28 protein-coding genes and 2 pseudogenes are annotated in these 26,385 nt (G+C 71.3%); 18 read left to right on the top strand and 12 right to left on the bottom strand.

The genetic code is table 11. The annotated features are described in order from the left end of the window. Nucleotides 1-31 precede the first annotated feature (31 nt). A complete protein-coding gene (locus tag A6A29_RS06170; RefSeq protein WP_073718824.1) occupies nucleotides 32-1,393 on the top strand; it encodes an NAD(P)/FAD-dependent oxidoreductase in 1,362 nt (453 codons plus the stop codon). A 65-nt stretch (nucleotides 1,394-1,458) separates the two neighbouring features. On the opposite strand, the gene A6A29_RS06165 is transcribed toward A6A29_RS06170, so the two are convergent. Together A6A29_RS06165 and A6A29_RS06160 are read right to left on the bottom strand one after the other, a co-directional pair. Then, nucleotides 1,459-2,994, bottom strand: a complete 1,536-nt coding sequence (locus A6A29_RS06165; protein WP_073718823.1) for an ATP-dependent DNA ligase — start codon at nucleotides 2,992-2,994, stop codon at nucleotides 1,459-1,461. A 198-nt stretch (nucleotides 2,995-3,192) separates the two neighbouring features. Next, entirely contained in the window at nucleotides 3,193-3,984 is a 792-nt protein-coding gene (locus tag A6A29_RS06160) for a metal-dependent hydrolase (RefSeq protein WP_073718822.1), read from the bottom strand. Nucleotides 3,985-4,122: 138 nt separating this feature from the next. Between A6A29_RS06160 and A6A29_RS06155 the strand changes: the two genes are divergently transcribed. Together A6A29_RS06155 and A6A29_RS06150 are read left to right on the top strand one after the other, a co-directional pair. Further along, the gene (locus A6A29_RS06155; RefSeq protein WP_073719035.1) at nucleotides 4,123-6,636 is read left to right on the top strand and encodes a DEAD/DEAH box helicase; all 2,514 of its coding nucleotides are present in this window, start codon (nucleotides 4,123-4,125) and stop codon (nucleotides 6,634-6,636) included. 61 nt (nucleotides 6,637-6,697) lie between these two features. Next, nucleotides 6,698-7,570, top strand: coding sequence for an acyl-CoA thioesterase (locus tag A6A29_RS06150; RefSeq protein WP_073719034.1), 873 nt, complete (start codon nucleotides 6,698-6,700; stop codon nucleotides 7,568-7,570). 25 nt (nucleotides 7,571-7,595) lie between these two features. On the opposite strand, the gene A6A29_RS06145 is transcribed toward A6A29_RS06150, so the two are convergent. Next, nucleotides 7,596-7,850 (bottom strand): DUF6011 domain-containing protein, encoded by a 255-nt coding sequence (locus A6A29_RS06145; RefSeq protein ID WP_073718821.1) that lies wholly within the window; start codon nucleotides 7,848-7,850, stop codon nucleotides 7,596-7,598. Nucleotides 7,851-7,919: 69 nt separating this feature from the next. Between A6A29_RS06145 and A6A29_RS06140 the strand changes: the two genes are divergently transcribed. Genes A6A29_RS06140 through A6A29_RS06130 form a run of 3 tightly spaced genes read left to right on the top strand, consistent with a single transcriptional unit; the run spans nucleotide 7,920 to nucleotide 9,852 of the window. Continuing rightward, a complete protein-coding gene (locus tag A6A29_RS06140; RefSeq protein WP_073718820.1) occupies nucleotides 7,920-8,615 on the top strand; it encodes a hypothetical protein in 696 nt (231 codons plus the stop codon). 44 nt (nucleotides 8,616-8,659) lie between these two features. Then, entirely contained in the window at nucleotides 8,660-9,244 is a 585-nt protein-coding gene (locus tag A6A29_RS06135) for a helix-turn-helix domain-containing protein (protein WP_073718819.1), read from the top strand. Nucleotides 9,245-9,258: 14 nt separating this feature from the next. Then, the gene (locus A6A29_RS06130; RefSeq protein WP_073718818.1) at nucleotides 9,259-9,852 is read left to right on the top strand and encodes a GNAT family N-acetyltransferase; all 594 of its coding nucleotides are present in this window, start codon (nucleotides 9,259-9,261) and stop codon (nucleotides 9,850-9,852) included. Here A6A29_RS06130 and A6A29_RS45165 read toward each other — a convergent pair. The 3 genes and pseudogenes from A6A29_RS45165 to A6A29_RS47935 all read right to left on the bottom strand — a co-directional run. After that, complete coding sequence (locus A6A29_RS45165) at nucleotides 9,822-10,205, bottom strand: amidohydrolase family protein (protein ID WP_073718817.1); 384 nt, start codon at nucleotides 10,203-10,205, stop codon at nucleotides 9,822-9,824. The genes A6A29_RS06130 and A6A29_RS45165 overlap by 31 nt on opposite strands. A gap of 163 nt (nucleotides 10,206-10,368) precedes the next feature. Next, nucleotides 10,369-10,857, bottom strand: a pseudogene (locus tag A6A29_RS47940) (amidase family protein); the annotation flags it as partial. Nucleotides 10,858-10,966: 109 nt separating this feature from the next. Continuing rightward, a pseudogene (locus A6A29_RS47935) lies at nucleotides 10,967-11,470 on the bottom strand (amidase family protein); the annotation flags it as partial. A 280-nt stretch (nucleotides 11,471-11,750) separates the two neighbouring features. Between A6A29_RS47935 and A6A29_RS06110 the strand changes: the two are divergent. The 4 genes from A6A29_RS06110 to A6A29_RS06105 all read left to right on the top strand — a co-directional run bounded on the left by A6A29_RS06110 (nucleotide 11,751) and on the right by A6A29_RS06105 (nucleotide 12,960). Continuing rightward, the gene (locus tag A6A29_RS06110) at nucleotides 11,751-12,041 is read left to right on the top strand and encodes a hypothetical protein (protein WP_073718816.1); all 291 of its coding nucleotides are present in this window, start codon (nucleotides 11,751-11,753) and stop codon (nucleotides 12,039-12,041) included. Continuing rightward, on the top strand, nucleotides 12,038-12,199 hold the full coding sequence (locus A6A29_RS45160; protein ID WP_158074368.1) for a hypothetical protein: 162 nt from the start codon (nucleotides 12,038-12,040) through the stop codon (nucleotides 12,197-12,199). Before A6A29_RS06110 ends, A6A29_RS45160 begins: the two co-directional genes overlap by 4 nt. 75 nt (nucleotides 12,200-12,274) lie before the next feature. Continuing rightward, entirely contained in the window at nucleotides 12,275-12,439 is a 165-nt protein-coding gene (locus A6A29_RS45155; protein ID WP_158074367.1) for a hypothetical protein, read from the top strand. 32 nt (nucleotides 12,440-12,471) lie between these two features. After that, entirely contained in the window at nucleotides 12,472-12,960 is a 489-nt protein-coding gene (locus tag A6A29_RS06105; protein ID WP_073718815.1) for a glutathione peroxidase, read from the top strand. Between the two features lie 62 nt (nucleotides 12,961-13,022). On the opposite strand, the gene A6A29_RS06100 is transcribed toward A6A29_RS06105, so the two are convergent. After that, a complete protein-coding gene (locus A6A29_RS06100) occupies nucleotides 13,023-14,252 on the bottom strand; it encodes an acyl-CoA dehydrogenase family protein (RefSeq protein WP_073718814.1) in 1,230 nt (409 codons plus the stop codon). 174 nt (nucleotides 14,253-14,426) lie between these two features. Between A6A29_RS06100 and A6A29_RS06095 the strand changes: the two genes are divergently transcribed. After that, nucleotides 14,427-15,077, top strand: coding sequence for a TetR family transcriptional regulator (locus A6A29_RS06095; protein ID WP_073718813.1), 651 nt, complete (start codon nucleotides 14,427-14,429; stop codon nucleotides 15,075-15,077). A 22-nt stretch (nucleotides 15,078-15,099) separates the two neighbouring features. Here the strand turns inward: A6A29_RS06095 and def are convergent, their stop codons facing one another. Further along, entirely contained in the window at nucleotides 15,100-15,645 is a 546-nt protein-coding gene (gene def / locus A6A29_RS06090) for a peptide deformylase (protein WP_073719033.1), read from the bottom strand. A gap of 114 nt (nucleotides 15,646-15,759) precedes the next feature. Here def and A6A29_RS06085 point away from each other — a divergent pair, with 114 nt between their 5' ends. The 7 genes from A6A29_RS06085 to A6A29_RS06060 all read left to right on the top strand — a co-directional run bounded on the left by A6A29_RS06085 (nucleotide 15,760) and on the right by A6A29_RS06060 (nucleotide 22,316). Continuing rightward, nucleotides 15,760-16,998, top strand: coding sequence for a MurT ligase domain-containing protein (locus A6A29_RS06085; protein ID WP_073718812.1), 1,239 nt, complete (start codon nucleotides 15,760-15,762; stop codon nucleotides 16,996-16,998). 34 nt (nucleotides 16,999-17,032) lie between these two features. Further along, nucleotides 17,033-17,761 carry a type 1 glutamine amidotransferase gene (locus A6A29_RS06080; RefSeq protein WP_073718811.1) on the top strand — a complete coding sequence of 243 codons (729 nt, stop codon included), beginning with the start codon at nucleotides 17,033-17,035 and terminating at the stop codon, nucleotides 17,759-17,761. A gap of 140 nt (nucleotides 17,762-17,901) precedes the next feature. Continuing rightward, a complete protein-coding gene (locus A6A29_RS06075; protein ID WP_073718810.1) occupies nucleotides 17,902-18,927 on the top strand; it encodes a 6-phosphofructokinase in 1,026 nt (341 codons plus the stop codon). A gap of 109 nt (nucleotides 18,928-19,036) precedes the next feature. Continuing rightward, nucleotides 19,037-19,990 (top strand): cytochrome c oxidase assembly protein, encoded by a 954-nt coding sequence (locus A6A29_RS06070; RefSeq protein WP_073718809.1) that lies wholly within the window; start codon nucleotides 19,037-19,039, stop codon nucleotides 19,988-19,990. 66 nt (nucleotides 19,991-20,056) lie between these two features. Next, the gene (locus A6A29_RS45730; protein WP_198952991.1) at nucleotides 20,057-20,215 is read left to right on the top strand and encodes a hypothetical protein; all 159 of its coding nucleotides are present in this window, start codon (nucleotides 20,057-20,059) and stop codon (nucleotides 20,213-20,215) included. 277 nt (nucleotides 20,216-20,492) lie between these two features. After that, nucleotides 20,493-21,203, top strand: a complete 711-nt coding sequence (locus A6A29_RS06065) for a lysophospholipid acyltransferase family protein (RefSeq protein WP_073718808.1) — start codon at nucleotides 20,493-20,495, stop codon at nucleotides 21,201-21,203. A gap of 63 nt (nucleotides 21,204-21,266) precedes the next feature. Beyond that, complete coding sequence (locus A6A29_RS06060; protein ID WP_073718807.1) at nucleotides 21,267-22,316, top strand: NAD-dependent epimerase/dehydratase family protein; 1,050 nt, start codon at nucleotides 21,267-21,269, stop codon at nucleotides 22,314-22,316. 171 nt (nucleotides 22,317-22,487) lie between these two features. Here the strand turns inward: A6A29_RS06060 and A6A29_RS06055 are convergent, their stop codons facing one another. The 4 genes from A6A29_RS06055 to A6A29_RS06040 all read right to left on the bottom strand — a co-directional run bounded on the left by A6A29_RS06055 (nucleotide 22,488) and on the right by A6A29_RS06040 (nucleotide 26,375). Beyond that, entirely contained in the window at nucleotides 22,488-24,068 is a 1,581-nt protein-coding gene (locus A6A29_RS06055) for an alpha/beta hydrolase (protein ID WP_073718806.1), read from the bottom strand. Between the two features lie 157 nt (nucleotides 24,069-24,225). After that, the gene (locus tag A6A29_RS06050; RefSeq protein ID WP_073718805.1) at nucleotides 24,226-25,011 is read right to left on the bottom strand and encodes an urease accessory protein UreD; all 786 of its coding nucleotides are present in this window, start codon (nucleotides 25,009-25,011) and stop codon (nucleotides 24,226-24,228) included. Then, nucleotides 25,008-25,685: an urease accessory protein UreG gene (gene ureG, locus A6A29_RS06045; protein ID WP_073718804.1), complete on the bottom strand. Its 678-nt coding sequence runs from the start codon at nucleotides 25,683-25,685 to the stop codon at nucleotides 25,008-25,010. The genes A6A29_RS06050 and ureG overlap by 4 nt, the downstream gene beginning before the upstream one ends. A gap of 27 nt (nucleotides 25,686-25,712) precedes the next feature. Further along, nucleotides 25,713-26,375 carry an urease accessory protein UreF gene (locus tag A6A29_RS06040; protein WP_073718803.1) on the bottom strand — a complete coding sequence of 221 codons (663 nt, stop codon included), beginning with the start codon at nucleotides 26,373-26,375 and terminating at the stop codon, nucleotides 25,713-25,715. Nucleotides 26,376-26,385: the final 10 nt, after the last annotated feature.

The raw sequence follows: 26,385 nt of genomic DNA, 5'->3' as shown, positions 1-26,385 counted from the left end.
GACCGCGTAAGCCCGAGAAGGGACGCACACCGTGGCACCACCCAGGATTCTCGTTGTCGGCGCCGGCTTCGCCGGTATCGAATGCGTACGCCGTCTGGAGCGCCGGCTGGCCCCCGGGGAAGCCGAGATCACGCTCGTCACCCCGTTCTCCTATCAGCTGTATCTGCCGCTGCTGCCCCAGGTCGCCGCCGGGGTGCTCACTCCGCAATCGGTCGCCGTCTCGCTGCGGCGCAGCAGTCGGCACCGCACCCGGATCGTCCCCGGCGGGGCCATCGGTGTGGACACCGCGGCGAAGGTCTGTGTGATCCGCAAGATCACCGACGAGATCGTGAACGAGCCGTACGACTACATCGTGCTCGCTGCGGGCAGCGTCACCCGGACGTTCGACATCCCCGGTCTCCTGGACAACGCCCGGGGTATGAAGACGCTCGCCGAGGCCGCCTATATCCGCGACCATGTCATCGCCCAGCTCGATCTGGCGGATGCCAGTCAGGACGAGGAGGAGCGGGCCTCCCGGCTGCGGTTCGTCGTGGTCGGCGGAGGCTACGCGGGCACGGAGACCGCGGCCTGTCTGCAGCGGCTCACCACGAGCGCCGTCAAGCGCTACCCGCGGCTGGATCCGAAGCTGATCAAGTGGCATCTGATCGACATCGCTCCCAAGCTCATGCCGGAGCTCGGCGACAAGCTGGGGCTGAGCGCTCTGGAGGTGCTGCGCAAGCGCGGTATCGAAGTGTCGCTGGGGGTCTCGATCGCCGAAGCCGGACCGGAACAGGTGACGTTCACCGACGGCCGGGTGCTGCCCTGCCGCACGCTGATCTGGACGGCCGGAGTCGCGGCCAGCCCGCTGATCGCCACGCTCGGTGCGGAGACGGTACGCGGCCGGCTCGCCGTGACACCCGAGCTGAAGCTGCCCTGCTCGGACGGGGTGTTCTCGCTCGGTGACGCCGCGGCGGTGCCGGACCTGGCCAAGGGCGACGGCGCGATCTGCCCGCCGACTGCCCAGCACGCCATGCGCCAGGGCCGCCTGCTGGCGGACAACCTCATCGCGTCGTTGCGTGGCCGCCCGTTGCGGAACTACGTCCACAAGGATCTCGGTCTGGTCGTGGACCTCGGTGGCACGGACGCGGTGTCCAAGCCGCTCGGCATCGAGCTGAAGGGGCTGCCGGCGCAGGCGGTGGCGCGCGGCTACCACTGGTCGGCGCTGCGGACGAATGTGGCCAAGACCCGGGTCCTGACGAACTGGATGCTCAACGCGGTCGCCGGTGACGACTTCGTACGGACCGGATTCCAGTCCCGCAAGCCGGCCACGCTGCGGGACTTCGAGTACACGGACTCCTATCTGACGCCGGAGCAGATCAAGGAGTACACCGAGTCGGCGGTGATCCGCCACTGACGGCCGGTCCGCCCCCCCTCTGCGCCAAGGCCGCGTTCCTCCGCGCCGCGGAACGCGGCCCTGTGTCAGCTCTGCCGGGAGAGGACCGTTTCCAGGGTGTCCGCCTCCTGCGGCCGCTTGTCCTCGCGGTAGCGCAGCACCCGTGCGAAGCGCAGGGTCACCCCGGCCGGATAGCGGGTGGAGCGCTGGAGTCCGTCGTAGGCGATCTCCACGACCAGTTCCGGGCGCACGGTCACCACGAATCCGTCGTCTCCGGTGGCCAGCTCGCCCAGCCGCTCGGTCTGCCGGCTGAGCATCGTGTCGGTGAGTCCCTTGAAGGTCTTGCCGAGCATGGCGTACGAGCCGTCCGGCAGCCGAGCCCCCAGGTGCAGGTTGGACAGCTTGCCGGTACGCCTGCCGTGTCCCCATTCGGCGGCCAGCACCACCAGGTCCAGGGTGTGCACCGGCTTCACCTTCAGCCACGAGGCGCCGCGCCGGCCGGCGCTGTAGGGCGCGCCGAGGCCCTTGACGACGACGCCCTCGTGGCCGCGTTCCAGCGTGTCGGCCAGGAAGGTATCGGCGGCCAGGAGGGCGGCCCCGTCGTCCGGGTCGGGTACCAGCGTGCGCCGTACCCGCAGCGTCTCGGGGACCAGCCGGGCCAGCGCCGCGTGCCGGGCGGTGAAGGGCAGGTCCAGGAGTGCCTCGCCGTCGACGGACAGCGCGTCGAAGAAGACGGGGACGACCGGGACGTGCGCCGCCGCGCCGGGAACGTCACGCCGGGAGCCCACCCGGGCGGCGGTCTCCTGGAACGGGCGCGGCCTCCCGTCGTCCCCGAGCGCGATCACCTCGCCGTCGAGGATGAACCGGTCCCCCGGGAATCCGGCCACGGCGGTGACCACGTCGGGCAGCCGCTCGGTGATGTCGTCGAGGGTGCGTGTGTAGGCGCGTACGCGGGAACCGTCCCGGTGCACCTGCACCCGGATGCCGTCGAGCTTCTCCTCCACGGCGCACGGCCCGAGCCGCTCGACCGCCTCGGTGACCGAGCGTGCGGTGTGCGCCAGCATCGGCTGGACCGGGCGGCCCACGGTGAGCCGGAAGGTGCCGAGCGCGTCCGGCCCGTCCGCCAGCAGGGCCCGCGCCACGTACTGGAGCGACCCGGCGAGCATCACGGCGCGCCGCACCTCGGCGGGCGGCGCTTCGGCGGCCCGCGCCAGGGCGTCGACGGCGACGGCGTCGAGCGCGCCCTGGCGTACCTCGCCGGTGAGCAGTGCCCGCAGGAAGTGCTGTTCGTCGGCGGTGGCCGCGCCGAGCAGGGCGCGCAGACGCTCGCGGCGGACGGCCCGGGACCCCGTGCCGGACAGGGCGCCGAGCGCGGTGAGCTCGGAGTCAACCCCGGTCACGGTGAGGGTGGGAGCGGCGGCGGGCGGCACCGGGTCGCCCAGTGTGCGCCACCCGATGCCCAGCCGTCCCTGCGGCAGGCGGCCCGCGAGGTACGGAATCACGATCGGTACGTCGTCCGGCCCGGCGTCCCGGAACAGCTCGGCCAGCAGGGCCACCTTCCGGTTCCGCGCGGACATGGCGGCGACCTGGAGGGACACGTGGGCGAGCCGGGCGAGCAGCATGGGTTCATCGTGCTACGCCGCCGGACACACCGCCCCCGCAGAAATCCGGGGGGCGGCACATAGCGGACCCGGTCCGGGCCCTGCCCCTGTACGCCACGGCCATCCCAGGGCCCTGCCCCCGTACGCCACCGTCGTCCCAGGGCCGTGCCCCGTACGCCACCCGTCGTACCGGGGCCACCCCGCCCCCGTACGCGCCCGTCAGATGAAGTTGAGGGCGGCTGCCCCGCCCACTCCCCCGAGCACCATGAACACGGGCATCAGCACCTTCAGCTCCACCCAGCTGCCCGCCCGGAAGCGCAGGGCCTTCGGCGGTCCGATCGGGTACCAGCGCTTGCGCCCCAGCGGGATCGGCCACAGGATCGGGCAGCCCGAGACGGTGAGCGAGTCGCCGATGTCATGGACGAGGGCGCCCAGCACGATGGGCAGTCCGAGCCACAGGTACTCCTGGCCCGGGGCGTCGAACAGCCAGTCGGAGCCGTTGCCCGGCTTGTCCAGGACGCCCGCCAGGATCCAGGCGCTGGTGGCGCCGAGCAGCCACACCAGGACGTCGCTGGACATCCGGGCGGCCCGCCACAGCAGGCCCTCGACCGCGAGCACCAGGTGGACGAAGAGGATCGCCAGGACCGCCCAGCGGCCGCCGGTGATCGCGGCGACCGAGGCCCCGCCGCCGATCAGGACCGCCCACAGCCAGGTGTGGGTCAGCGTCCGGTGGCCGCCGTTCCTGCGGGGGTCGCCGGGGCCCCTGGTCGCCTTGTAGACCGCGTGCGAGAGCTTGTCGACTATTTCGCAGAGGCCGCGCGAGACGGGGCCGAAGGCGCGCGAGATGGTCGCGGACTTGTGGTCGAGGTCGGGGGCGAGCGCGGCGCCCGCGCAGATCAGCGCCCCGACGACCAGGACGGGCCAGGGCATCGTGTGGCCCGCGGCGGCCGCCGCCGCGCCCACCCCCAGCCAGGCCGCTGCCCCTGACAGAGAGTGTGCCGGTCCCATCATGGTCGTTCCCGCCCCCAGTACGGTGGTGCGGCCATCGCCGTTGCGGCGCGGCCGAGTTGAGTGGGAAGCGTATCGTCCGTGATCTTCGTGCTGTCCTCCGGTTCCCTCATCGGGGTGGAAGACAGGCAAGATGGGGGCGTGACCCTCATCGATCAGCTGCCCCCGACCGACGACCCCGACGCCCTCTTCGAGGCCTTCTCGTCATGGACGGAGACCCAGGGCATTACCCTCTATCCCGCTCAGGAGGAGGCGCTGATCGAGGTGGTCTCCGGGGCGAACGTGATCCTGTCCACCCCCACCGGCTCCGGGAAGAGCCTGGTCGCGGCGGGTGCGCACTTCACGGCGCTGGCCCAGGACAAGGTCACCTTCTACACCGCCCCGATCAAGGCGCTGGTCTCGGAGAAGTTCTTCGACCTGTGCAAGCTCTTCGGTACCGAGAACGTCGGAATGCTCACCGGCGACGCCTCGGTCAACGCCGACGCCCCGGTCATCTGCTGCACGGCCGAGGTGCTGGCCTCCATCGCGCTGCGCGACGGCAGGCACGCCGACATCGGCCAGGTCGTGATGGACGAGTTCCACTTCTACGCGGAGCAGGACCGCGGCTGGGCCTGGCAGATTCCGATCCTGGAACTGCCGCAGGCACAGTTCATCCTGATGTCGGCGACGCTCGGCGACGTCGCGATGTTCGAGGAGGATCTGACCCGGCGCACCGGCCGTCCCACCTCCGTGGTGCGCTCCGCGACCCGGCCGGTCCCGCTCAGCTACGAGTACCGGCTCACCCCGATCACCGAGACGCTGACCGAACTGCTGGACACCCGGCAGTCCCCCGTCTACATCGTGCACTTCACGCAGGCGGCGGCCGTCGAGCGGGCGCAGTCGCTGATGAGCATCAACATGTGCACGAAGGAGGATAAGGAGAAGATCGCCGATCTGATCGGCAGCTTCCGCTTCACCACCAAGTTCGGCCAGAACCTCTCCCGGTACGTGCGCCACGGGATCGGTGTGCACCACGCGGGCATGCTGCCGAAGTACCGGCGCCTGGTGGAGAAGCTCGCCCAGGCGGGCCTGCTGAAGGTGATCTGCGGCACCGACACCCTCGGCGTCGGTGTCAACGTACCGATCCGCACGGTGCTGTTCACCGCGCTCACCAAGTACGACGGCACCCGGGTCCGTACGCTGCGCGCGCGGGAGTTCCACCAGATCGCGGGCCGCGCGGGGCGGGCGGGCTTCGACACGGCGGGCTTCGTCGTCGCACAGGCGCCCGAGCACGTCATCGAGAACGAGAAGGCCGTCAAGAAGGCGGGCGACGACCCGAAGAAGAAGCGCAAGGTCGTCCGCAAGAAGGCTCCCGAGGGCTTCGTCGCCTGGTCGGAGACCACGTTCGACAAGCTCATCCAGTCGGATCCGGAGCCGCTGAACTCCCGCTTCCGGGTCACCCACACCATGCTGCTCGCGGTGATCGCGCGCCCCGGCAACGCCTTCGACGCGATGCGGCATCTGCTGGAGGACAACCACGAGCCGCGCAGGGCGCAGCTGCGGCACATCCGCCGGGCCATCGCCATCTACCGCTCGCTGCTCGACGGCGGTGTGGTGGAGCAGCTGGACAAGCCGGATGCCGAGGGCCGGATCGTGCGGCTGACCGTCGACCTTCAGCAGGACTTCGCGCTGAACCAGCCGCTGTCCACGTTCGCCCTGGCCTCGTTCGACCTGCTGGACGTCGAGTCGCCCTCGTACGCGCTGGACATGGTCTCCGTCGTCGAGTCGACGCTGGACGATCCCCGGCAGATCCTCGCCGCCCAGCAGAACAAGGCGCGCGGCGAGGCCGTGGGGCAGATGAAGGCGGACGGTGTCGAGTACGAGGAGCGGATGGAGCTGCTCCAGGACGTCACGTACCCCAAGCCGCTGAGCGAACTGCTGTGGCACGCCTACGACGTGTACCGCACGAGCCACCCGTGGGTCGGCGACCACCCGGTGTCGCCGAAGTCGGTGATCCGGGACATGTACGAACGGGCCATGACGTTCACCGAGTTCACCTCGCACTACGAGCTGGCCCGCACCGAGGGCATTGTGCTGCGGTATCTGGCGAGCGCGTACAAGGCCCTTGAGCACACGATCCCCGACGATCTGAAGTCCGAGGACCTGGAGGATCTGATCTCCTGGCTCGGCGAGATGGTCCGTCAGGTGGACTCCAGTCTGCTGGACGAGTGGGAGCAGCTCGCCAACCCCGAGGTGGAGACGGCCGAGCAGGCGCAGGAGCGGGCCGACGAGGTCAAACCGGTCACCGCCAATGCCCGCGCCTTCCGGGTGCTGGTGCGCAACGCGATGTTCCGCCGGGTGGAGCTGGCCGCTCTGGACCGGGTCCGCGACCTGGGCGAGCTGGACGGCGAGTCCGGCTGGGACGAGGACGCCTGGGGCGAGGCGATGGACGGCTACTGGGGCGAGTACGAGGACCTCGGCACCGGCCCCGACGCGCGCGGGCCGAAGCTGCTGAAGATCGAGGAGGATGCGGAGCACGGTCTGTGGCGGGTCTGGCAGGCCTTCGCCGATCCGAACGGGGACCACGACTGGGGCATCAGGGCGGAGGTCGATCTGGCGGCTTCCGACGAGGAGGGCCGGGCGGTCGTCCGGGTCACCTCGGTGGGCCAGCTGTGAGCACGTACCCGATGAGGCGGGCGGCCACCGCGGACCGCGCGCGGGAGTGGAGACGAACGGCATGACGAACCCGGCGGAGCGCCTGGTCGACCTTCTCGACCTGGAGCGGATCGAGGTCAACATCTTCCGCGGCCGCAGTCCGCAGGAGTCCCTGCAACGGGTCTTCGGCGGGCAGGTCGCGGGTCAGGCGCTGGTGGCGGCAGGCCGGACCACCGACGGGGAGCGGCCGGTGCATTCGCTGCACGCCTACTTCCTGCGGCCGGGCCGCCCCGGAGTGCCGATCGTGTACGAGGTGGAACGGGTGCGGGACGGCCGGTCCTTCACCACCCGCCGGGTCACGGCCGTCCAGGAGGGGCGGACGATCTTCAATCTGACGGCGTCCTTCCACCGCCCCGAGGCGGGCGGCTTCGAGCACCAGCTGCCGCCGGCCCGCACGGTGCCGGACCCGGACGAGCTGCCGACTGTCGCCGACGAGGTCCGTGAGCATCTGGGCGCGCTCCCGGAGGCGCTGGAGCGGATGGCCCGGCGCCAGCCCTTCGACATCCGCTACGTCGACCGGCTGCGCTGGACGCGGGAGGAGATCAAGGACGCGGATCCGCGCAGCGCGGTGTGGATGCGCGCGGTCGGACCGCTGGGCGACGACCCGCTGGTGCACACCTGCGCGCTGACGTACGCGAGTGACATGACGCTGCTCGACGCGGTCCGCATTCCGGTGGAACCGCTGTGGGGCCCGCGCGGTTTCGACATGGCGTCGCTGGACCATGCCATGTGGTTCCACCGGCCGTTCCGGGCGGACGAGTGGTTCCTGTACGACCAGGAGTCGCCCATCGCGACGGGCGGACGGGGGCTGGCGCGCGGCCGGATCTACGACCGTGAGGGCCGGCTGCTGGTGTCCGTGGTGCAGGAGGGGCTGTTCCGGCGCCTGGACGCGTAGGGGTTTGTCTCGGGCCGGGACCGGCTCAGATGCCGGGCAGCGGGTCCTGGTCGACCTCGTGACGGCGGGTGCGGATGTCCGGCGGCGCGGGGTGCAGTTTGGCGTCGCAGGACGGTCCGAGCGCCTTGCGCCGTGACCCGGCACCGATGAGCGGGCGGCCGCACAGCCGGCAGCGCACGGGGCGGCGTACGGGAGGGTCGTCGGACGTCGCCGTCCCGGCGGCCTCGGCGTTTTTGGCGGGCTCGGGCAGCGGTTCGGGGAAGGGTTCGGCGGACTTCACGGTGCGATCCTCTCAAACCGTCCGGTCTACGCTGCGGTCCCCAGCGACAGAACAACGAGGAGCGGGCGTATGAGCGGCGTACTGACCATGAAACCCGTCCCCTGGGACAGGACGGGCCGGGCGCCGGGAACGGACGGTCCGCCCGCTCCGGTGGGGCGCGTCATCAACCTCCAGGAGGGACAGGGCGAGCCCCGGGCGGTCGCCCATGCGGAGCGCGAGCTGCCGCCCGGCGGCATACCGGAGTACCTCGCGGCCCGGAAGAACGGGGCACGCTCCTTCGTCCTGTGGGCCGATCCGGACCGGCGGCAGCGGCTGGCCACCCTGGTCACCGTGTCGGTGGCCAACGGCGTGGGGACCTATCAGGTGCTCGGCGCGCAGGACGAACCGATCGGCACGCTCGTCCGCGAGAAGGCCCTCTCCGGCAAGGGGCTGCGCACGCGCTGGACGGTGACCCAGGCCGGCTGCCCGGCGGCGGTCGGCTACAAGGGCCGGATCTTCTGGTGGTACGTCTGGTGGCTGCTGCTCCCCGTCCAGGCGGTCGTCGCCACGCTCGCCCTGCTCAGCGGCAACGGCGACGTCGCCCGCGGGCCCCGGCGCATCGTGTGGCGCACGGGCAAGGAGGCCCCGCTGGAGTTCCGCTCGGACAAGGACGAACTCCATCTGCACGCGCCGTGGTGCGACTGGCGGCTCGGTGCGGCACTGGTGGCGCTGGTACCGACCTTCGAGGGCTGGCTCGGCCACCCGTGGGACGACAGGAAGAAGTAAGGCAGCCCCTCGGGATATCCCTGATATGGGATAGCGTCTCTCAAGTGAGAGATGACGCTGAGGCTGCGGACCCCGGTTCCATCGATGCCGCTCTCGCCCGGCGGCTGGGCGAGCTGCGCGGCGAGCGGGGCTGGTCGCTGGACGAACTCTCCCGGCGCAGCGCAGTGAGCCGTTCGACGCTCTCCCGGCTGGAGCGGGGCGAGCTGAGCCCGACCGCCACCCTGCTGGGACGCCTGTGCACGGTGTACGGGCGGACGATGTCGCGGCTCCTGATGGAGGTGGAGGCCGAGCCTGTGCTGTTCGTGCCGGTGGATCAGCAGCCGGTGTGGCGGGACGAGGCGGCCGGGTTCGTCCGACGCTCGGTCTCGCCCCCGCACGCCGGACTGCGCGCCGAGGTCATCGAGTCCACGCTCGAAGCCGGTGCCTCCCTCGCGTACGAGAACGCTCCCGTGCCCGGTGTGGAGCAGCACATCTGGGTGCTGGAGGGGACGGTGGAGATCACCGTCGACGGAACCGCGTACCGCGTGGGCCGCGGTGACAGTCTGCGCTTCCGGCTGCGCGGCCCCTCGCACTTCCACTGTCCGGGCCCGGAGCGGGTCCGCTACGCCCTCGTGATCGTCCTGCCGTGAAAGGACCCTGCCCCATGACCGAGATCGTCCCCGTGTCCGGCCCCGAACTGGTCACGTACGCCGATGAGCTGGCCGCCCTCCTGGTGGAGACCGTCGAGGAGGGGTCGTCGGTGGGCTTCCTCGCCCCGCTGGACCGTGAGGTCGCCGCCGCCTGGTGGCGCGAGCGGGCCGCGGCGGTCGACGCGGGCGGCCTCGGCGTCTGGATCGCCCGCGACGGGGAGCGGGTGGCCGGCACCATCGGTCTGGTCCGGGCTCCGCTGCCGAACGCGCGGCACCGCGCGGAGGTCGCCAAGCTGATGGTCCGCCCGACCGCACGCGGCCGGGGGGTCGGCCGGTCGCTGCTGGCCGCCGTCGAGGAGTGGGCGGCCGGCTCCGGGGTGACGCTGCTGATCCTGGACACGGAGACGGGGAGCCCCGCCGAGCGGCTCTACCGCGCGGCGGGCTGGACCGCGTGCGGGACGGTTCCGGCGTACGCCGGTGACCCGGCGGGGGTGTTGAAGCCGACCACCTTCTACTACAAGGAAGTCGGCTCCCCCGCGCCCGGCCGGCCGGCGGGAGCGACCGGCCGGGCGACGAATCAGGCCGCGAGCCCGTCGACGTCCTCGTAGGCGACACCGTCCTGCATCACGAGCAGGATGCTCTCGGGCCTGCCGAGTGCGTGGATGTCGGTCAGCGGGTTGCCGCGGGCGATGACGACATCGGCGCGCTTGCCGGGTTCCGGGGTGCCGATCTCATGGGCGAGGCCGAGGAGTTCGGCCGCTTCACCCGTGCCCGCGCGCAGAGCGCCCATGGGGGTCATCCCGCAGTCCACGAGATGACCGAGCTCCCGCAGGTTGGTGCCGTGCTCGGCGATGCCGCAGTCGTTTCCCATGGCCACCCGCACACCGCGTTCGACGGCGTGCGGGATGTGGGTGCGGGCGGCCTCCTGCCAGTGCCTCTTCTTCGCGTACGCCCAGGGCACCGCCTTCTTCGGGTCCGGGTCGGTGTGCTGGCCGGTGCCGGGGGTCGGGCGCGGCCCGTCGCAGATGCCAGGTGGTGACGGACTGGAAGGCCTCGCCCGCGGCGAGCAGGGTGCTCTCCGTGTGGCGGCGGCCGGCCAGTTGGAGGGAGAGCGACAGTCCGGCCGGGTCCGCGCCCATGGGGAGCGCGAGGGCCGGGAAGCCGGTGGGGTTCCAGATCGCGGCGAGGTTGAGCTCGTCGCCGGGCGCCGCTTCGTGCGCGTACGCGCGGGCGGGCGCGGGCCAGGTGGGGGCGGCGACCGCATCGACGCCTCCGGGTGAGTCCAGGCGGGCGAGGAGGCGGGCTGTGAGCTGTTCGCGGGTCCGCTGGGCGCGGAGGTAGAGGTGTGCGGGGAGCACGGCCCCGGCGGCGGCCAGCCTGCGGAATCCGCGCCCGTGTCCCTGCCAGTGGGCGGCGAGGCGTTCGCCGTGCACGGCGAACGCCTCGGCGAGCATGGTCACGGCGTTCACGGCGAGCCGGGGGCCGAATTCGGGAAGGTCGAACTCCCTTATCTCCGCACCGAGTTCCCGCAGTTCCCGCAAGGAGCGGTGGAAGGCGGTGCGGCACTCCCCGGTGACGCCCGCCCCCTCGACGAGACCGTACGGGACACCGATGCGGAGACCTCGTACCCCGGCGACCGGGGCCGCGGGCCGCGGGCCTCGGCCGTCCGGTGAGCGCGTCGAGCAGCAGGCCGCAGTCGCGGGCGCTCACGGCCATCGGGCCGAGGACGTCCTGCGAGGGGCTGCGCGGTACACAGCCCTCGGCGGGCAGCAGGCCGTAGGTGGTCTTCAGGCCGGTGGTGCCGCACAGGGCGGCCGGGAGCCGGACGCTTCCGGAGGTGTCGCTCCCGAGGGCGCCGAGGAAGAGTCCCGCGGCGGTCCCCGCGCCGTTGCCGGTGCTCGACCCACCGGTCCAGCGCTCGCGGGTCCCACGGGTTGCGGGGCACAGGAAGGTGTGGGCGGGGTCGGGCCGGCCGATGGCGTACTCGGCCATGGTGGTCTTGCCGAGGACGACCGCCCCGGCGCCGCGGAGCCGGGCACCGGCGGGCGCGTCCTGTCCGTGCCACCAGCCGGGGTCGTGCACGGGGCTCTGTGCGGTGGACGGGCCCTCGACGGTGGCGAGGTTGTCCTTCACGGCGAGCGGCAGTCCGTGCAGTGGACCCCGGGCGCCGCTGCGCCGGGCGTCGGCGGCGTCGGCCGCGAGCGCCTGCTCCGGGAAGCGGGTCACGTACACACCGGGCAGCGGGTCGAGCCGGTCGGCGTCGCTCAGGGCCGCCTCGACGAGTTCCCGGCTGCCGACGGCACCCGAGCGCAGGCTGTGGACCGCCTCGGTGAGAGTGGGGAAAGGCTGCTGCACGACGCACCTCCGGACGCTGAAAGTGGCTGGATCTGATGGGGTACGGCGGTGCTGGTCTCCGATCAAGAAGCGGCCAGGAATTGCCGATTCCTGTCACTGCCCCACATCAAATGCCGTAATTTCCCACGACGGCTCAGGATGCGGATCACCGATGACCGACACGAGCTTCGGCACCCTCTCGCGGTACATCGTGGACCGGCTCGGCACCATCCCCGGCATCATCGCGACCCGGGCGCATCTGGTCACCCGCAGTTATACGGAGGGCAGCGCCTGGCGGCTGACGAGCCTGAGCCGCTCGCAGCAGGAGGTCCTGGCCGCGTCCCGGCGGGCGGCGGCGGGCGGCTCGAACGAACTCCCCGAGTACGCCGACCTGGTCACCGCGATCGGGGAGAACGGGCGTATTCCGCTGAGTGAACTCGCCGATCAGCTGGGATCTCGGTGAACACCGCGAGCCGCCGGCTCAACCGGCTGCTGGAGTCCGGGAAGCTGGTGCTCCGCCGCGACCTGGCCCGTTCGCTGTCGGGCTCACCGGTCGCCGTGACGTTCTTCGGGACCGTGGCGGCCGAGCACCTGGACTCGACGGCGCGGGAGCTGGCGTAGCTGCCCGAGATCCGGCAGTGCCTGGGACTTGCCGGGCCGCAGAATCTGATCGCCACAGTCTGGGTATCGTCCCTGGTGGACGCCCAAGCCCTGGAGGTACGTCTGGCCACCGCCCTGCCCCATCTGCGCATCGCCGACCGGGCCGTCGCCCTGCGCGCGGTCAAGCTGATGGGCAGGCTGCTGGATCCCGAGGGGCGGGCCGTCGGCTTCGTTCCCATGAACCTCTGGGCGTCACAATGAACACCGACGCATTGGACACGAGGAGCGATTCCATGACGCTGCACGACATCCCGCTGCACACCCTCACCGGCGAGCCGACCACCCTGGGCGCCTACAGCGGCCAGGCGCTCCTGCTGGTGAACGTGGCCTCCAAATGCGGACTCACCCCGCAGTACGAGGGCCTGGAGCGGCTCCAGAATCAGTACGGGGACCGCGGCTTCACCGTCCTCGGCGTGCCCTGCAACCAGTTCGCGGGCCAGGAGCCGGGCAGCGCGGAGGAGATCCAGACCTTCTGCTCGACGACGTACGGGGTCACCTTCCCGCTCCTGGAGAAGCTCGACGTCAACGGGGAGAGCCGGCACCCGCTGTACGCGGAACTCACGAAGCTCGCGGACGCCGAGGGCGAGGCCGGCGACGTGAAGTGGAACTTCGAGAAGTTCGTCATCTCGCCGGCCGGTGTGCCGGTGGCCCGGATCCGCCCCGGCACGGAGCCGGAGGCGCCCGAGGTCGTCGCCGCCATCGAGGCCCAACTCCCGTCCTGAGCCGAGGTCGTGTGCCGCGCGGGAGCGTGTTCCCGCGCGGCACACGGCCGGACACCTCAGGACTAGCGGATCGGCATGCCCGACAGGGTCCGGGCGATCACCAGGCGCTGGATCTCGCTGGTGCCCTCGAAGATGGTGTAGATGGCCGCGTCCCGGTGCATCCGCTCCACCGGGTACTCCCGGGTGAACCCGTTGCCGCCGAGGATCTGGATCGCCTGGGCGGTGACCTTCTTCGCGGTCTCGCTCGCGTAGAGCTTCGACATGGAGCCCTCGGCCGAGGTGAACGGCTTTCCGGCGGACGCCATCCAGGAGGCGCGCCAGACCAGCAGCCGGGCCGCGTCGATCTGTGTCCGCATGTCGGCGAGCTGGAAGGCGATGCCCTGGTTGTCGATGATCGGGCGGCCGAACTGGGTGCGGGTCTTCGCGTAGTCGAGGGCGACCTCGTACGCGGCGCGGGCGGTGCCCACGGCCATGGCGCCGACGGCCGGGCGGGATGCCTCGAAGGTGGCCATCGCCGCGTTCTTGACGCGCTCGCCGCCACCGGCCCTGGCCCGCTCGCGGGCACGGGCGAGGCGCTCGTCGAGCTTCTCCTTGCCACCGAGCAGACAGTGGCCGGGGACGCGCGCGTCCTCCAGGACCACCTCGGCGGTGTGCGAGGCCCGGATGCCGTGCTTCTTGAACTTCTGGCCCTGCGAGAGGCCGGGCGTGCCCGGCGGCACGATGAACGAGGCGTGGCCCTTGGAGCCGAGCTCCGCGTCGACGACGGCCACGACGACGTGGACGTTGGCTATGCCGCCGTTGGTCGCCCAGGTCTTCGTACCGTTGAGGACCCACTCGTCCTTGGCCTCGTCGTAGACGGCACGGGTGCGCATCGAGGCGACGTCGGATCCCGCGTCCGGCTCGGAGGAGCAGAACGCGGCGACCTTCACATCGTCGGCGTCGCCGTACATCTGCGGGATCCAGGTGCCGATCTGCTCCTCGGTGCCGTTGGCGAGGACGCCGACGGCCGCCAGGCCCGTACCGACGATCGACAGGGCGATGCCCGCGTCGCCCCAGAAGAGCTCCTCCATGGCCATGGGGATGCCGAGGCCCGTCGGGTCGAAGAACTGCTGGGCGTAGAAGTCGAGGGAGTAGATGCCGATCTTGGCCGCCTCCTGGATGACGGGCCAGGGCGTTTCCTCACGCTCGTCCCACTCCGAAGCGGCCGGACGGATCACATCCTCGGCGAAGCCGTGGAGCCAGTCGCGGACCTGCTTCTGGTCGTCGTTGAGATCAAGCGTGAACTCGGCCATGTTCCCCTCCATGCACTGCCGTCAAAAGCGTGCGTTACTTGCGGTAACAACAGTCTGTTACCGGCAAGTAGCCACTGTCAACAGCCAAGATGCCGATCGGCACCGTCCCGGGGCAGGGTGTTACGTTGCCCCGGCGTGAAGAAACTGCAGGGCAGGGGTGGGGAGAGACACGACATGGAGACCACGCGACAGGCCGAGCGGCAGCGCAGCGCGGCCGAACGCCGCCGCCGCGAGCTGCTGGAGGCCGCGGACCGGGTGGTGCTCAGGGACGGGCCCAAGGCGTCGATGAACGCGATCGCCGCCGAGGCCGGGATCACCAAGCCCATCCTCTACCGCCACTTCGGGGACAAGGGCGGGCTCTACCGCGCACTCGCCAAACGGCACACCGACGCACTGCTGAGCGCGCTGCGGGCGGCTCTCGACGCACCGGCGGAGCGCCGTGAACGGGTGGAGGCCACGCTCGACACCTACCTCGCCGCGATCGAGGCCCGCCCGCAGGTCTACCGCTTCCTGATGCACCCGTCCGACGACGCCGCTCCCTCCCCCGAGCAGGGCTTCGACGTCGGCCGGCACTCCGCGCCGCTGCTGCGCCGCCTCGGCGAGGAGCTCGGCAAGGTCATCGCCGAGCGGGTGGACCTGGGCCCGGACAGCGAGCAGATGGCGCGCATCTGGGGCCACGGCATCGTCGGCATGATGCACGCGGCGGGCGACTGGTGGCTGGGCGACCGGCCCTGCTCCCGCGCGCAGTTGGTGCGCAGCCTGGCCGATCTGCTGTGGGGCAGGCTGGCCGGGGCGGGCGACCGGCCCGGCGGTCCCGGCTTCTGACCCCGTCCGGCACCGCGGCCGCTCAGCCGCTGCTCGCCCAGGGCGCCCGCCGCGCCGCGCGCAGCGCCCTGGCGCGGCGCAGCCCGGTCAGCCGGTCCGTGTAGACCGTGCCGCCGAGATGGTCGCACTCGTGCTGGAGGCAGCGGGCGAACCAGCCCGTGCCGGTGATCCGTACCGGTTCGCCGGTCATCGTGACCCCTTCGACGACCGCGCGGTCGAAGCGTGACGTACCCGCCTCGATACCCGGAAGTGAAAGACACCCTTCCGGTCCGCGTACGGTAAGGCCGTCCGCCTCGACCAGTTCCGGATTGACGATGTGCCCCAGGTGCCGGACATCGTCGTCGTCCGGACAGTCGTAGACGAACACCTTGAGCGGGACGCCGATCTGGTTGGCGGCGAGCCCGACACCCTGCGCCGCGTACATGGTGGCGAACATGTCCTCGACCAGCCTGGCGAGCGGGGGTCCGAAGTCCGTGACGTCCTCGCAGGCGCTGTGGAGCACCGGGTCACCGAGCAGACTCATGGCACGGATGAGTCCGGAACTGCCGGGGATCGGGCGGTTTCGCATGCCGGCAAGCGTACGTTCCGCCGCGGCCACGGACTTCCCGTGGTGCCGCGGTGCGGTCGTCGCACCGGACATCGATAGGCTGGGCGCGGACCGATGCAAGGAGGATCTAGGACGATGGCAGGCAACACGGAGCCGTTGTCGCCGCGGGCCAAGCTGGCCGTGACGGCGGGCAAGGCCGCGGCGGCGGTGTCGCGCGCCGCGGGGCGCGGCAGCGGATCGGTGATCGGCGGCCGGGTGGCGCTCAAGCTCGACCCCGACCTGCTGGGGCGACTGGCGCAGCACCTGGACGTGATCCTCGTGTCGGCGACGAACGGCAAGACGACCACCACACGGCTGATCGCCGAGGCACTGCGGGCCGCTGGGCCCGTCGTGTCGAACGCGCTCGGCGCGAACATGCCCGCGGGCATCACCTCGGCGCTGGCCGGCGGCTCGGACGCGAAGTACGGCGTGATCGAGGTCGACGAGAAGTACCTCGCCGGTGTCGCACGCGACACGACGCCCAAGGCGATCGCGCTGCTCAATCTCTCCCGCGACCAGCTGGACCGCGCGGCGGAGACCCGGATGCTCGCGGAGCACTGGCGCGAGGGGCTCTCCGGCTCGAAGGCCGTGATCATCGCCAACGCCGACGACCCGCTGATCGTGTGGGCGGCGTCCTCCTCCCCCAATGTGGTGTGGGTGGCGGCCGGTCAGGCGTGGAAGGACGACGCGTGGTCCTGCCCGTCCTGCGGCGGCGTGATGCAGCGGCCGGGCGACGACTGGTTCTGCGGGCAGTGCGGCTTCCGCCGTCCCGCCCCGAGCTGGGCGCTGAACGGCGACTACGTGCTGGACCCGCACGGTTCGGCGTGGCCGATCCACCTCCAGCTGCCCGGCCGGGCGAACAAGGCGAACGCCACCAGCTCGGCCGCCGTCGCGGCCGTCTTCGGCGTGCCGCCGCAGGTCGCCCTGGAGCGCATGTACCAGGTGCAGGCCGTCGCGGGCCGCTATGACGTGGTCTCCTTCCAGGGCCGTGAGCTGCGGCTCCTGCTGGCGAAGAACCCGGCGGGCTGGCTGGAGACGTTCTCCCTGATCGACCCGCCGCCGACGCCGGTGATCCTGTCGGTCAACGCCCGGGGCGCGGACGGCACGGACACCTCCTGGCTGTGGGACGTCGACTACACACAGCTCGCCGGCCACCCGATCTTCGTGCTCGGTGACCGCAAGCTGGACCTCGCGGTCCGGCTCGAAGTGGCCGGTCTCGAATTCCGGGTCTGCGAGACCCTGGACGAGGCCGTGCAGCTGGCTCCGCCCGGCCGTATCGAGGTCATCGCCAACTACACCGCCTTCCAGGATCTGCGCCGTCGTGTCGGCAACTGACCCCGGCGCCGGCCACCTCCGGAGAGGACGAAGCATGAGCAACAACGGTCTGCGTCTGGTCTGGGTCTACCCCGACCTGCTCAGCACGTACGGCGACCAGGGCAACGCCCTGGTCGTGGAGCGCCGGGCCCGGCAGCGCGGCCTGGACGTGCAGCGCGTCGACGTGCGCAGCGACCAGCCGGTCCCGACCTCCGGCGACATCTATCTGATCGGTGGCGGCGAGGACCGGCCGCAGCGACTGGCCGCGGAGCGGCTGCGCCGCGACGGCGGGCTGAGCCGGGCCGCGTCCAACGGCGCGATCATCTTCTCGGTGTGCGCGGGCTACCAGATCCTCGGGCACGAGTTCGTCAACGACCTCGGTGAGCGCGAGGCCGGTCTCGGTCTGCTCGATGTGGTGTCCACCCGGGGCGAGGGTGCGCGGTGCGTCGGCGACGTACTGGCGGACATCGACCCGCACCTGGGGCTGCCGCCGCTGACGGGGTTCGAGAACCACCAGGGCGTCACCCATCTCGGCCCCACCGCACGGCCGTTCGCCCGGGTGCAGTTCGGCCGGGGCAACGGGACCGGGGACGGTACCGAGGGTGCGTACAACGACACCGTCTTCGGTACGTACATGCACGGTCCGGTGATGGCCCGCAACCCGCAGATCGCCGATCTGCTGCTGAAGCTGGCGCTCGATGTGAACGCGCTGCCGCCGACGGACGAGCGCTGGTACGACGCGCTGCGCGCCGAACGGATCTCCGCGGCGACACAGCCCGCCTGAGGCGTTTTTCGCTCAGCTGAGCGGAGTCCAGCAGGCGGACATCCGGTTCGGTCCCGCCACCCTGCGCCGGTAGGGTGGCGGGGATCCAACCGGACGACGTGGTCCGGTCGTCGGCCCACGTTGCAAAGGTTCCCCGGGCAATGCGAATTGGTGTGCTCACCTCCGGCGGCGACTGCCCCGGCCTCAACGCAGTCATCCGTTCCGTCGTGCACCGCGCGGTGGTCGACCACGGCGACGAGGTCATCGGCTTCCACGACGGCTGGAAGGGACTGCTGGAGTGCGACTACCGCAAGCTCGACCTGGACGCGGTGGGCGGCATCCTGGCCCGCGGCGGCACGATACTCGGCTCCTCCCGGGTCCAGCCCGCGCATCTGCGTGACGGGGTGGAGCGGGCCCGCGGCCATGTCGCGGACCTCGGCCTCGACGCGATCATCCCGATCGGCGGCGAAGGCACGCTGAAGGCGGCCAATCTGCTCTCCGAGGCGGGCCTGCCGATCGTCGGGGTGCCGAAGACCATCGACAACGACATCGCCTCCACCGATGTGACCTTCGGGTTCGACACCGCGGTCGGTGTCGCCACCGAGGCCCTGGACCGGCTGAAGACCACCGCCGAGTCGCACCAGCGGGTACTGATCGTCGAGGTCATGGGACGGCACACCGGCTGGATCGCCCTCCACTCGGGCATGGCCGCCGGTGCGCACGCGATCGTCGTCCCCGAGCGCCCCTTCGACATCGACGAGCTGACCGAGGTCGTCGGAAGGCGTTTCTCGGCGGGCAAGAAGTTCGCGATCGTCGTGGTCGCCGAGGGCGCCAAGCCGCGCGCGGGCTCCATGGAGTTCGAGCAGGGCACCAAGGACATCTACGGGCACGAGCGCTTCGCCGGAGTGGCCACACAGCTCTCCATCGAGCTGGAGCAGCGCCTCGGCAAGGAGGCCCGCCCGGTGATACTCGGCCATGTCCAGCGCGGCGGCACCCCCACCGCGTACGACCGGGTCCTCGCCACCCGCTTCGGCTGGCACGCCGTGGAGGCGGCGCACCGCGGCGAGTTCGGCATGATGACGGCGCTGCGCGGCACGGACATCACCATGGTCCCGCTGGCCGCCGCCGTGGAGACGCTGAAGACGGTCCCCGCCGAGCGGTACGCCGAGGCGGAGTGCGTGCTCTGAACGGCATGACCTGAGGAACTGCCCCCGGCCGCAACCGCGGCCGGGGGCAGTTCTACTCTGGACCGGACAACCGGCACGAAACGGGGACGTCCCCATCGGGAGTGAACAGATGGATCACAGCGGGCACGGCATGAACATGGATCTGCCGCCGTTCACGCTGGGTCGTGGGCTCGAATTCTCCGCGGACCCGTTCTTCTTCATCGGCTGCCTCCTCGCACTCGCCCTGTACGGATACGGCGTGGTGCGCCTGCGCAGGCGCGGGGACGGCTGGCCGGTCAACCGGATCGTCTTCTTCGTCATCGGTGTGCTGAGCATCGCCCTGGTGATGTGCACCAAGCTCAACGACTACGGCATGGTCATGTTCAGCGTGCACATGGTGCAGCACATGGTGATCAGCATGCTGTCGCCGATCCTGCTGCTGCTGGGCGCCCCGGTGACCCTCGCGCTGCGGGCGCTGCCGGTCGCGAGCCGGCGGGGGCGTACCGGTCCGCGCGAGCTGCTGCTGAAGCTGCTGCACAGCCGCTACATGAAGATCATCACGCACCCGGTGTTCACGATCCCGCTGTTCATCGCCAGCCTCTACGGGCTGTACTTCACCCCGCTCTTCGACTTCCTGATGGGGTCCAAGCCCGGCCACATCGCGATGATGGTGCACTTCCTCGCGGTCGGCCTGGTGTTCTTCTGGCCGATCATGGGCATCGACCCCGGCCCGCACCGGCCGGGCTATGTGATGCGGATGCTGGAGCTGTTCGCCGGCATGCCGTTCCACGCGTTTTTCGGCATCGCGCTGATGATGGCGACCACGCCGATGGTGGAGACGTACAAGAACCCCCCGGCCTCGCTGGGCATCGAGGCGCTGAGCGATCAGGGCTGGGCCGGCGGCATCGCCTGGGCGTTCAGTGAGATCCCGTCGGTGCTGGTGCTGATCGCCCTGGTCTTCCAGTGGTACCGCTCCGACCAGCGGATCGCCAAGCGCGCGGACCGGGCCGCCGACCGTGACGGCGACCAGGAGCTGGCGGCGTACAACGCCTATCTGGCCTCTTTGCAGGCCCGCGGACAGTAGCGCCGGGCACGCCGGTGGGGTGACCATGGGCTCAACGGCCGCGTGGCCGATGAGGAGCGTGCGCTCATGTCCGGATCGACGAAGACCATGGGAGTCATGACCGTCGGGGCGCTGGTCGCGGTGACCGCGTACACCGTGGCGCTGGGGAGCAACGGCTGGCTCTGGTTCGGCTGGGTGGTGCTGGGTCTGGCCACGCTCGGGGTGCTCGCCACCCAGGACACCTGACCCGGCTCCACGCCGCAGGGCGTTCCGGGCGGCGCGGCGGCCCGGCCCCTCCCCCGGGGCCGGGCCGCCGCGCCGCGGCGTTTCATGTCCGGAGGGGAAGCGTGCCCCGCGGAAGTACGGGCAGGGGTGAGAGGTGACCGGGCCGTGACCGGTCGGGACGGTCACACCGCGCCACCGGGGACCCTAGACTGACGGTCCTCCGCACCACGATGACCTGGTACAACGCAGCCCTGACCCAGCCCTGACGCCGACCCCGGCAGAGCGAGGTGCACTCTCCGTGTTCTATTACGTCCTGAAATATGTCGTACTGGGACCCGTTCTGCGGCTGCTCTTCCGCCCCCGGATCGAGGGGCTGGAACACATTCCGGCGGACGGCGCGGCCATCGTCGCCGGCAATCACCTGTCGTTCTCCGACCACTTCCTGATGCCCGCGATCATCAAGCGGCGCATCACCTTTCTGGCGAAGGCCGAGTACTTCACGGGACCGGGCCTGAAGGGCAGGCTGACCGCCGCGTTCTTCCGCAGCGCGGGGCAGATTCCGGTGGACCGGTCCGGCAAGGACGCCGGACAGGCGGCGATCCGCGAGGGTCTGGGGGTGCTGGGCAAGGGCGAGCTCCTGGGGATCTACCCGGAGGGCACCCGCTCGCACGACGGCCGCCTGTACAAGGGCAAGGTCGGGGTCGCGGTGATGGCGATCACGGCGCAGGTTCCGGTGGTTCCGTGCGCGATGGTCGGGACGTTCGAGATCCAGCCGCCCGGTCAGGTCGTCCCGCGGATCAAGCGGGTCACCATCCGGTTCGGTGAGCCGCTGGACTTCTCCCGCTACGCGGGCCTGGCGGACCAGAAGGCCGCGATCCGGGCCGTCACCGACGAGATCATGTACGCGATCCTCAACCTCTCGGGCCAGGAGTACGTCGACGAGTACGCGGTCAAGGTGAAGGCCGAGCAGCCGGCTCAGCCGAAGAGGTTCCCGAAACTGCGACGCTGACGGCGAATTCGCGATCGGCGAAGAACCCTGCCCGGCCGGCCGGGCACGCCTAGCGTTCCTCGCATGATCAAGGGAAACGCGTGGGTACTCGGAGCGACGGGACAGATCGGGCGGGCCGCGGTGCGGGCCCTCGTCGAGGACGGCTGGGAGGTGACCGCGGCCTCGCTCGGCGGCGGACGTGACGAGCGGTGGGCCGACGGCGTACGCACGGTGCGCCTCGACCGGAACGACGAGGGTGCGCTCGCGTGGGCGCTCGGCGCGGGCTGTGACGTCCTGGTCGACATGGTCGCCTTCGACGCGTCCCACGCCCGGCAGTTGACCGGTCTCGCCGGCCGGATCGGTTCGGCGGTCGTCATCTCCAGCGGCGCGGTGTACGAGGACGACGAGGGGCGCGGCTTCGACACCCAGCAGCAGCCCGGCGGTGCTCCGGTGTATCCGGTGCCGATCGCGGAGACGCAGCGCACGGTGGCGCCCGGGGACACGACGTACGGGACCCGGAAGATCGAGCTGGAGCGGCTGCTGCTGGCGGCGGGCGAGGAGCTGCCGGTGACCCTGCTGCGGGCGGGCGCGATCCATGGACCGTACTGCCGCACCCCCCGCGAGCTGTATTTCGTGAAGCGGGCACTGGACGGGCGCAGGCGCCGGGTGCTGGCGTACGGCGGGAGGAGCGTCTTCCATCCGGTCCACGCCTCGAATGTGGCCGAGCTGATCCGGCTGGCCGCGCTGCGTCCCGCCTCTCGGGTGCTGAACGCCGGGGACCCGCAGACGCCGACGGCCGCGGAGATCGGTGCGGCGGTCGATGAGGTGCTGGGCAGGGAGACGGAGACCGTGCTGGTGGCGGGGGCGCCGGGCGCGGACGGGGTCGGGGACACGCCGTGGGGTAGCGAGCATCCGGTGGTGTACGACATGTCGGCGGCCGAGCGGGAGCTGGGGTACCGGCCGGTGACCGGCTACACCGAGTCGCTGCCGGAGACCGTCGAGTGGCTGTCCGCGCAGCTCGCCGGGCGGGAGTGGACGGAGGCGTTTCCCAAGATGCTCAAGAGCTACGGTCCGGGGCTCTTCGACTACGCGGCGGAGGACGCCTGGCTGGCGCGGTACGACGGGAGGGCGTGAGGGGCCGGGAGCTCGGTGCGTGAGGGGCCCGGCAGCTCGGGGCCTACGGGGGGCTGAAACGCCCGGCCCGTCGCAGGCCCGGACGGTCGCTGCCCCCTACCGGTCCCTGCGGACGAACGGGGCGGGCGGACGGAGAGGACTCCGCCCACCCGCCCCTGCCGTGCCGGGTACTTACGGCTTGGGCGTGGCGTGCGGAGCGCACGTCACGTCGCGCCGGTCGGTCGTCCCGCTGAGCAGGTAGGCGTCCACCCGCTCGTTGACGCAGGGGTTGACCAGTCCGGTGACGCCGTGCGATCCGGCGCCCTTCTCGGTGATGAGACGCGAACCCTTGAACCGCTTGTGCAGCTCGACGGCGCCCTGGTACGGAGTGGCGGCGTCACGCGTGGACTGCACGATCAGGACCGGCGGCAGACCCTTGCCGGTCTTGACGTTGAGCGGGGACTGCTGCTTGGACGACCAAGTCGCACAGGGCAGGTTCATCCAGGCGTTCGCCCAGGTCATGAACGGGTAGTCCCTGTGCAGCCGGGTGTTGTCGCGGTCCCACTTGCGCCAGCTGGTGGGCCACTTGGCGTCCGCGCACTCGACGGCCGTGTAGACGGCGTTGCCGTTCTCCGAGGAGATGTTGCCCGCGATGTCCGACATATCGGGGCCGGCGGCGTCGACCAGCGCCTGGGTGTCGCCACCCAGGTAGTCGCTCCAGGTCTGGGCGACGAGCGCCCAGGTGGAGTCGTAGTACGGCGCGTTCTGGAAGAAGCCGATGAGCTCGGCGGGTCCGACGACGCCACCGATCGGGCTCTTCTTGGCGGCCGCGCGCAGCTTCAGCCACGCCTTCTCGACCTTCGCGGGCGTGTTGCCGATGTGGTAGGCGGCGTCGTTCTCGGCGACCCATGCCTTCCAGTCGTCCCAGCGGGACTGGAAGGCGATGTCCTGGTTCAGGTTGGCCTGGTACCAGATGTTGTCCCTCGACGGATCGACCACGCTGTCGACGACCATGCGGCGCACATGGCCCGGGAACAGGGTGCCGTAGACCGCGCCCAGGTAGGTGCCGTAGGAGACACCCAGGAAGTTGAGCTTCTTCTCACCGAGCGCGGCGCGGATGACATCCAGGTCGCGTGCGGTGTTGGGCGTGGTCATGTGCGGCAGCATGTCGCCGCTGCGCTCGGCGCACCCGTCCGCGTACTCGGCGGCGAGCTTGCGCTGGGCGCGCTTGTCGGCCTCGCTGTCGGGGACCGGGTCGGCCTTCGGAGCCTTGACGTACTCCTGCGGGTCAATGCAGGAGATCGGCGCCGAGTGGCCGACACCGCGCGGGTCGAAGCCGACGAAGTCGTACGCGTTCGCGACCTTCGTCCACAGCGGGTTCTTGTTGACGATCCGCTTCGGGAACGCCATGCCGGAGCCGCCCGGACCACCAGGGTTGTAGATGAGCGCGCCCTGGCGCTCCGCCTTCGTGCCGGTGCTGACGTGGCGGTCGACGGCAAGCTTGATCTTCTTGCCGTTCGGCTTGGCGTAGTCGAGCGGAACGGTCACCCAGCCGCACTGGATGGGCTTGGCGATCGCCCAGTCGGCCGGACAGTCCGTCCAGTCGATCCCGGCCCTCGCCGCTCGCTCGGCGGCGAGCTGGACGCCTCGTGCCTCGGAGCCACCGTTGTGGTGGCGTCCGTCGGCAGTGGCCGCCGGTGCGGCTATCGCGCCCGCTATGAGCGTGCCCGCGATCAGAGTGCCGGCCGAACCGAGCACTGCGGTGCGTCTCAAGTGGAACCTCCCCCATCTATCCGATGCGCCGCCGGTGGCGGCGCAGTTCATCGGGACTTCCCCGGGATCCTTTCGTCTGTGGGGTTCCTGAGAACAGTGCGTACACATGTTTCTTTACCGAACCAATAACCGGTGCCCGCTGTCCCGCTGAGCGGACTCACTCACCGCGACCGGACCGCAACCCGTCCAGTACGTCGTCCAACGCCGCGTCCAGGACGCCTCGCAGCAGGCGCGCGTCGGCGGCCACGGCGGTCACCAGCACGGCGGGCCCGGCCAGCGGGGTCAGCGCGGCGGTGTCGCCGATGAGCCCCGGCCGGGCCGGGGCACCCTCGAAGCCCGGGTCGACGACAAGGAGTTGACCGATCGCGCGGTGGCCTCCGAGGACGGCCGCACCGTTCCAGCCGCCGGGCGCGCGGGGCCCATAGGCGAGCTGCTGGTCGAGCAGCGGGCGGCCCGCCCGTCGCACGGTGAGCCGGGTGGTCAGGTCTCCCGTGCTCTCGCCGTGACGGCCGAGGATCTGCTCCTCGCGCAGCACCAGCCGTGCGGTGGCGGCGAGTTCGACCCTGGTGGCCATCCGGAGCTCGCTGCCGTACGCCGAGATGAGCTGTTCCGGCAGCCAGCGCAGTTCCGCGCCCTCCCCCACGGACAACTCCACCTCGTACGAGGCCGGTTCGGGATCGGGCCCGGATCCCGGCAGCGCCACGGTGGCCGCAGCCGAGTCGACGGTCAGCCGGGCGCCGTCCTCGACGCGCGCCTCGATGGTGAGCCGGTCACCGCCCAGCGGGGCGCTCATCGCGCCGACGACCGTGACCCTGGCGCAGGAGTCGACGACGGACCGGGTGCGGCGCAGGGCGAGCGGCCCTTCGCTCTTCAGCAGGGGAAGCGCGGTGGAACCCCGGCCGTCGGGTGCGGCGACGATCCGGGCGGTCGCCCGCACGCTCACGCGGTCCAGGCGGCGAGCTGCGCCCGTACCCAGTCCGCGACCGGTCCGACGCCCTCGGCGGAGGTCAAGGAGGTGAAGACGACGGGGAGTTCGCCGCGCTGCTCGGCGGCGTCATGGGCCATCCGGTCCAGGTCGGAGCCGACGTACGGGGCGAGGTCGGTCTTGTTGACGACCAGGAGGTCGGCGGTGGTGACGCCGGGGCCGCCCTTGCGCGGGATGTCGTCGCCGCCCGCCACGTCGATGACGAAGATCTGGGCGTCGACCAGCCCCTTGGAGAAGGTGGCGGTGAGGTTGTCGCCGCCGGACTCGACGAGTATCAGGTCGAGCGGGCCCACGGCGTCCTCCAGGTCCTCGACCGCTTCGAGGTTGGCGGATATGTCGTCCCGGATTGCTGTGTGCGGGCAGGCACCGGTCTCCACGGCCTGGATGCGTTCGGGCGGCAGGACGGCGTTGCGGAGGAGGAAGGCGGCGTCCTCGCGGGTGTAGATGTCGTTGGTGACGACGGCGATGGACACCCCGTCGCGCAGGGTGCGGCACAGCGCGGCGACGGTCGCGGTCTTGCCCGAGCCGACCGGCCCACCGAGTCCGATCCGAAGGGCCCGGCGGGTGCCGTCGGGGCGTGCGGCGTCCGCGGCGACGGCGGCGGGCCCGTCGTGGAAGTGGTCGAGGTGCATGGGATACGGCTCCTGGTTCTTGCGGAGTTACGAGGCGAACAGCCGGACCGGCCAGGCCGCGTGCGCTTCGGCGGTGATGTCGAGCAGCGGGGCCGAGGCGGCGGGCAGGGCGTCGATGCCCTGGCGGGCGGCAGCGGCGGCCAGCGCGGCCACGCGGTCGAGTTCGGGGGCGAGGCGGGCGAGGACGGCGGTGGCCTCGAAGGGGTCGAGGGAGAGCAGCCGGACCACCGCGGTGGCCGGTCCGCTGACCGTTTCGTATGCGACGCAGTGCGCCGCGTCCTGTGGTCCGAGCCCCGCCGCGCGTGCGGTGAGCCCGAGGACGACGGGCTGGTGGGCACCGCGCGGCCGGGCGGCGGCTAGCGCGGCGAGTTCGGGGCTCGGCCAGGTGGCACGGGCGGCCCGCATCAGCTGCCGGCCCAGTTTGCGCGCGGTCGCCCGCAGGGCGGGTGACGGGGTGCGGGCATCGGCGGCCTCGTCCAGCGCGAGCGGGTCGAGGCCGTGGGCGGCCGCCGCGGCGAGTGCCGCGGCGGTGAGTCCGCTGGTGTGCAGGCGGCCCCGGCAGAAGTCCGCGAGGTCGTCGGCGTCGCGGATGCGTCCCGCCTTGACGGCCGGTTCGGCGCCGCCGGAGTGGGCGTGCCCTCCGGCGGGGAACCGGCCGTCGGCCAGGACGAGAAGAGCTGCGCGTGACATGGTCGGATCC

It is taken from the genome of Streptomyces sp. TSRI0281, assembly GCF_001905125.1.
Lineage (GTDB): Bacteria > Actinomycetota > Actinomycetes > Streptomycetales > Streptomycetaceae > Streptomyces.
Note: the sequence above shows the minus strand (reverse complement) of the source record. Positions and strands in the feature narration are given on the sequence as shown.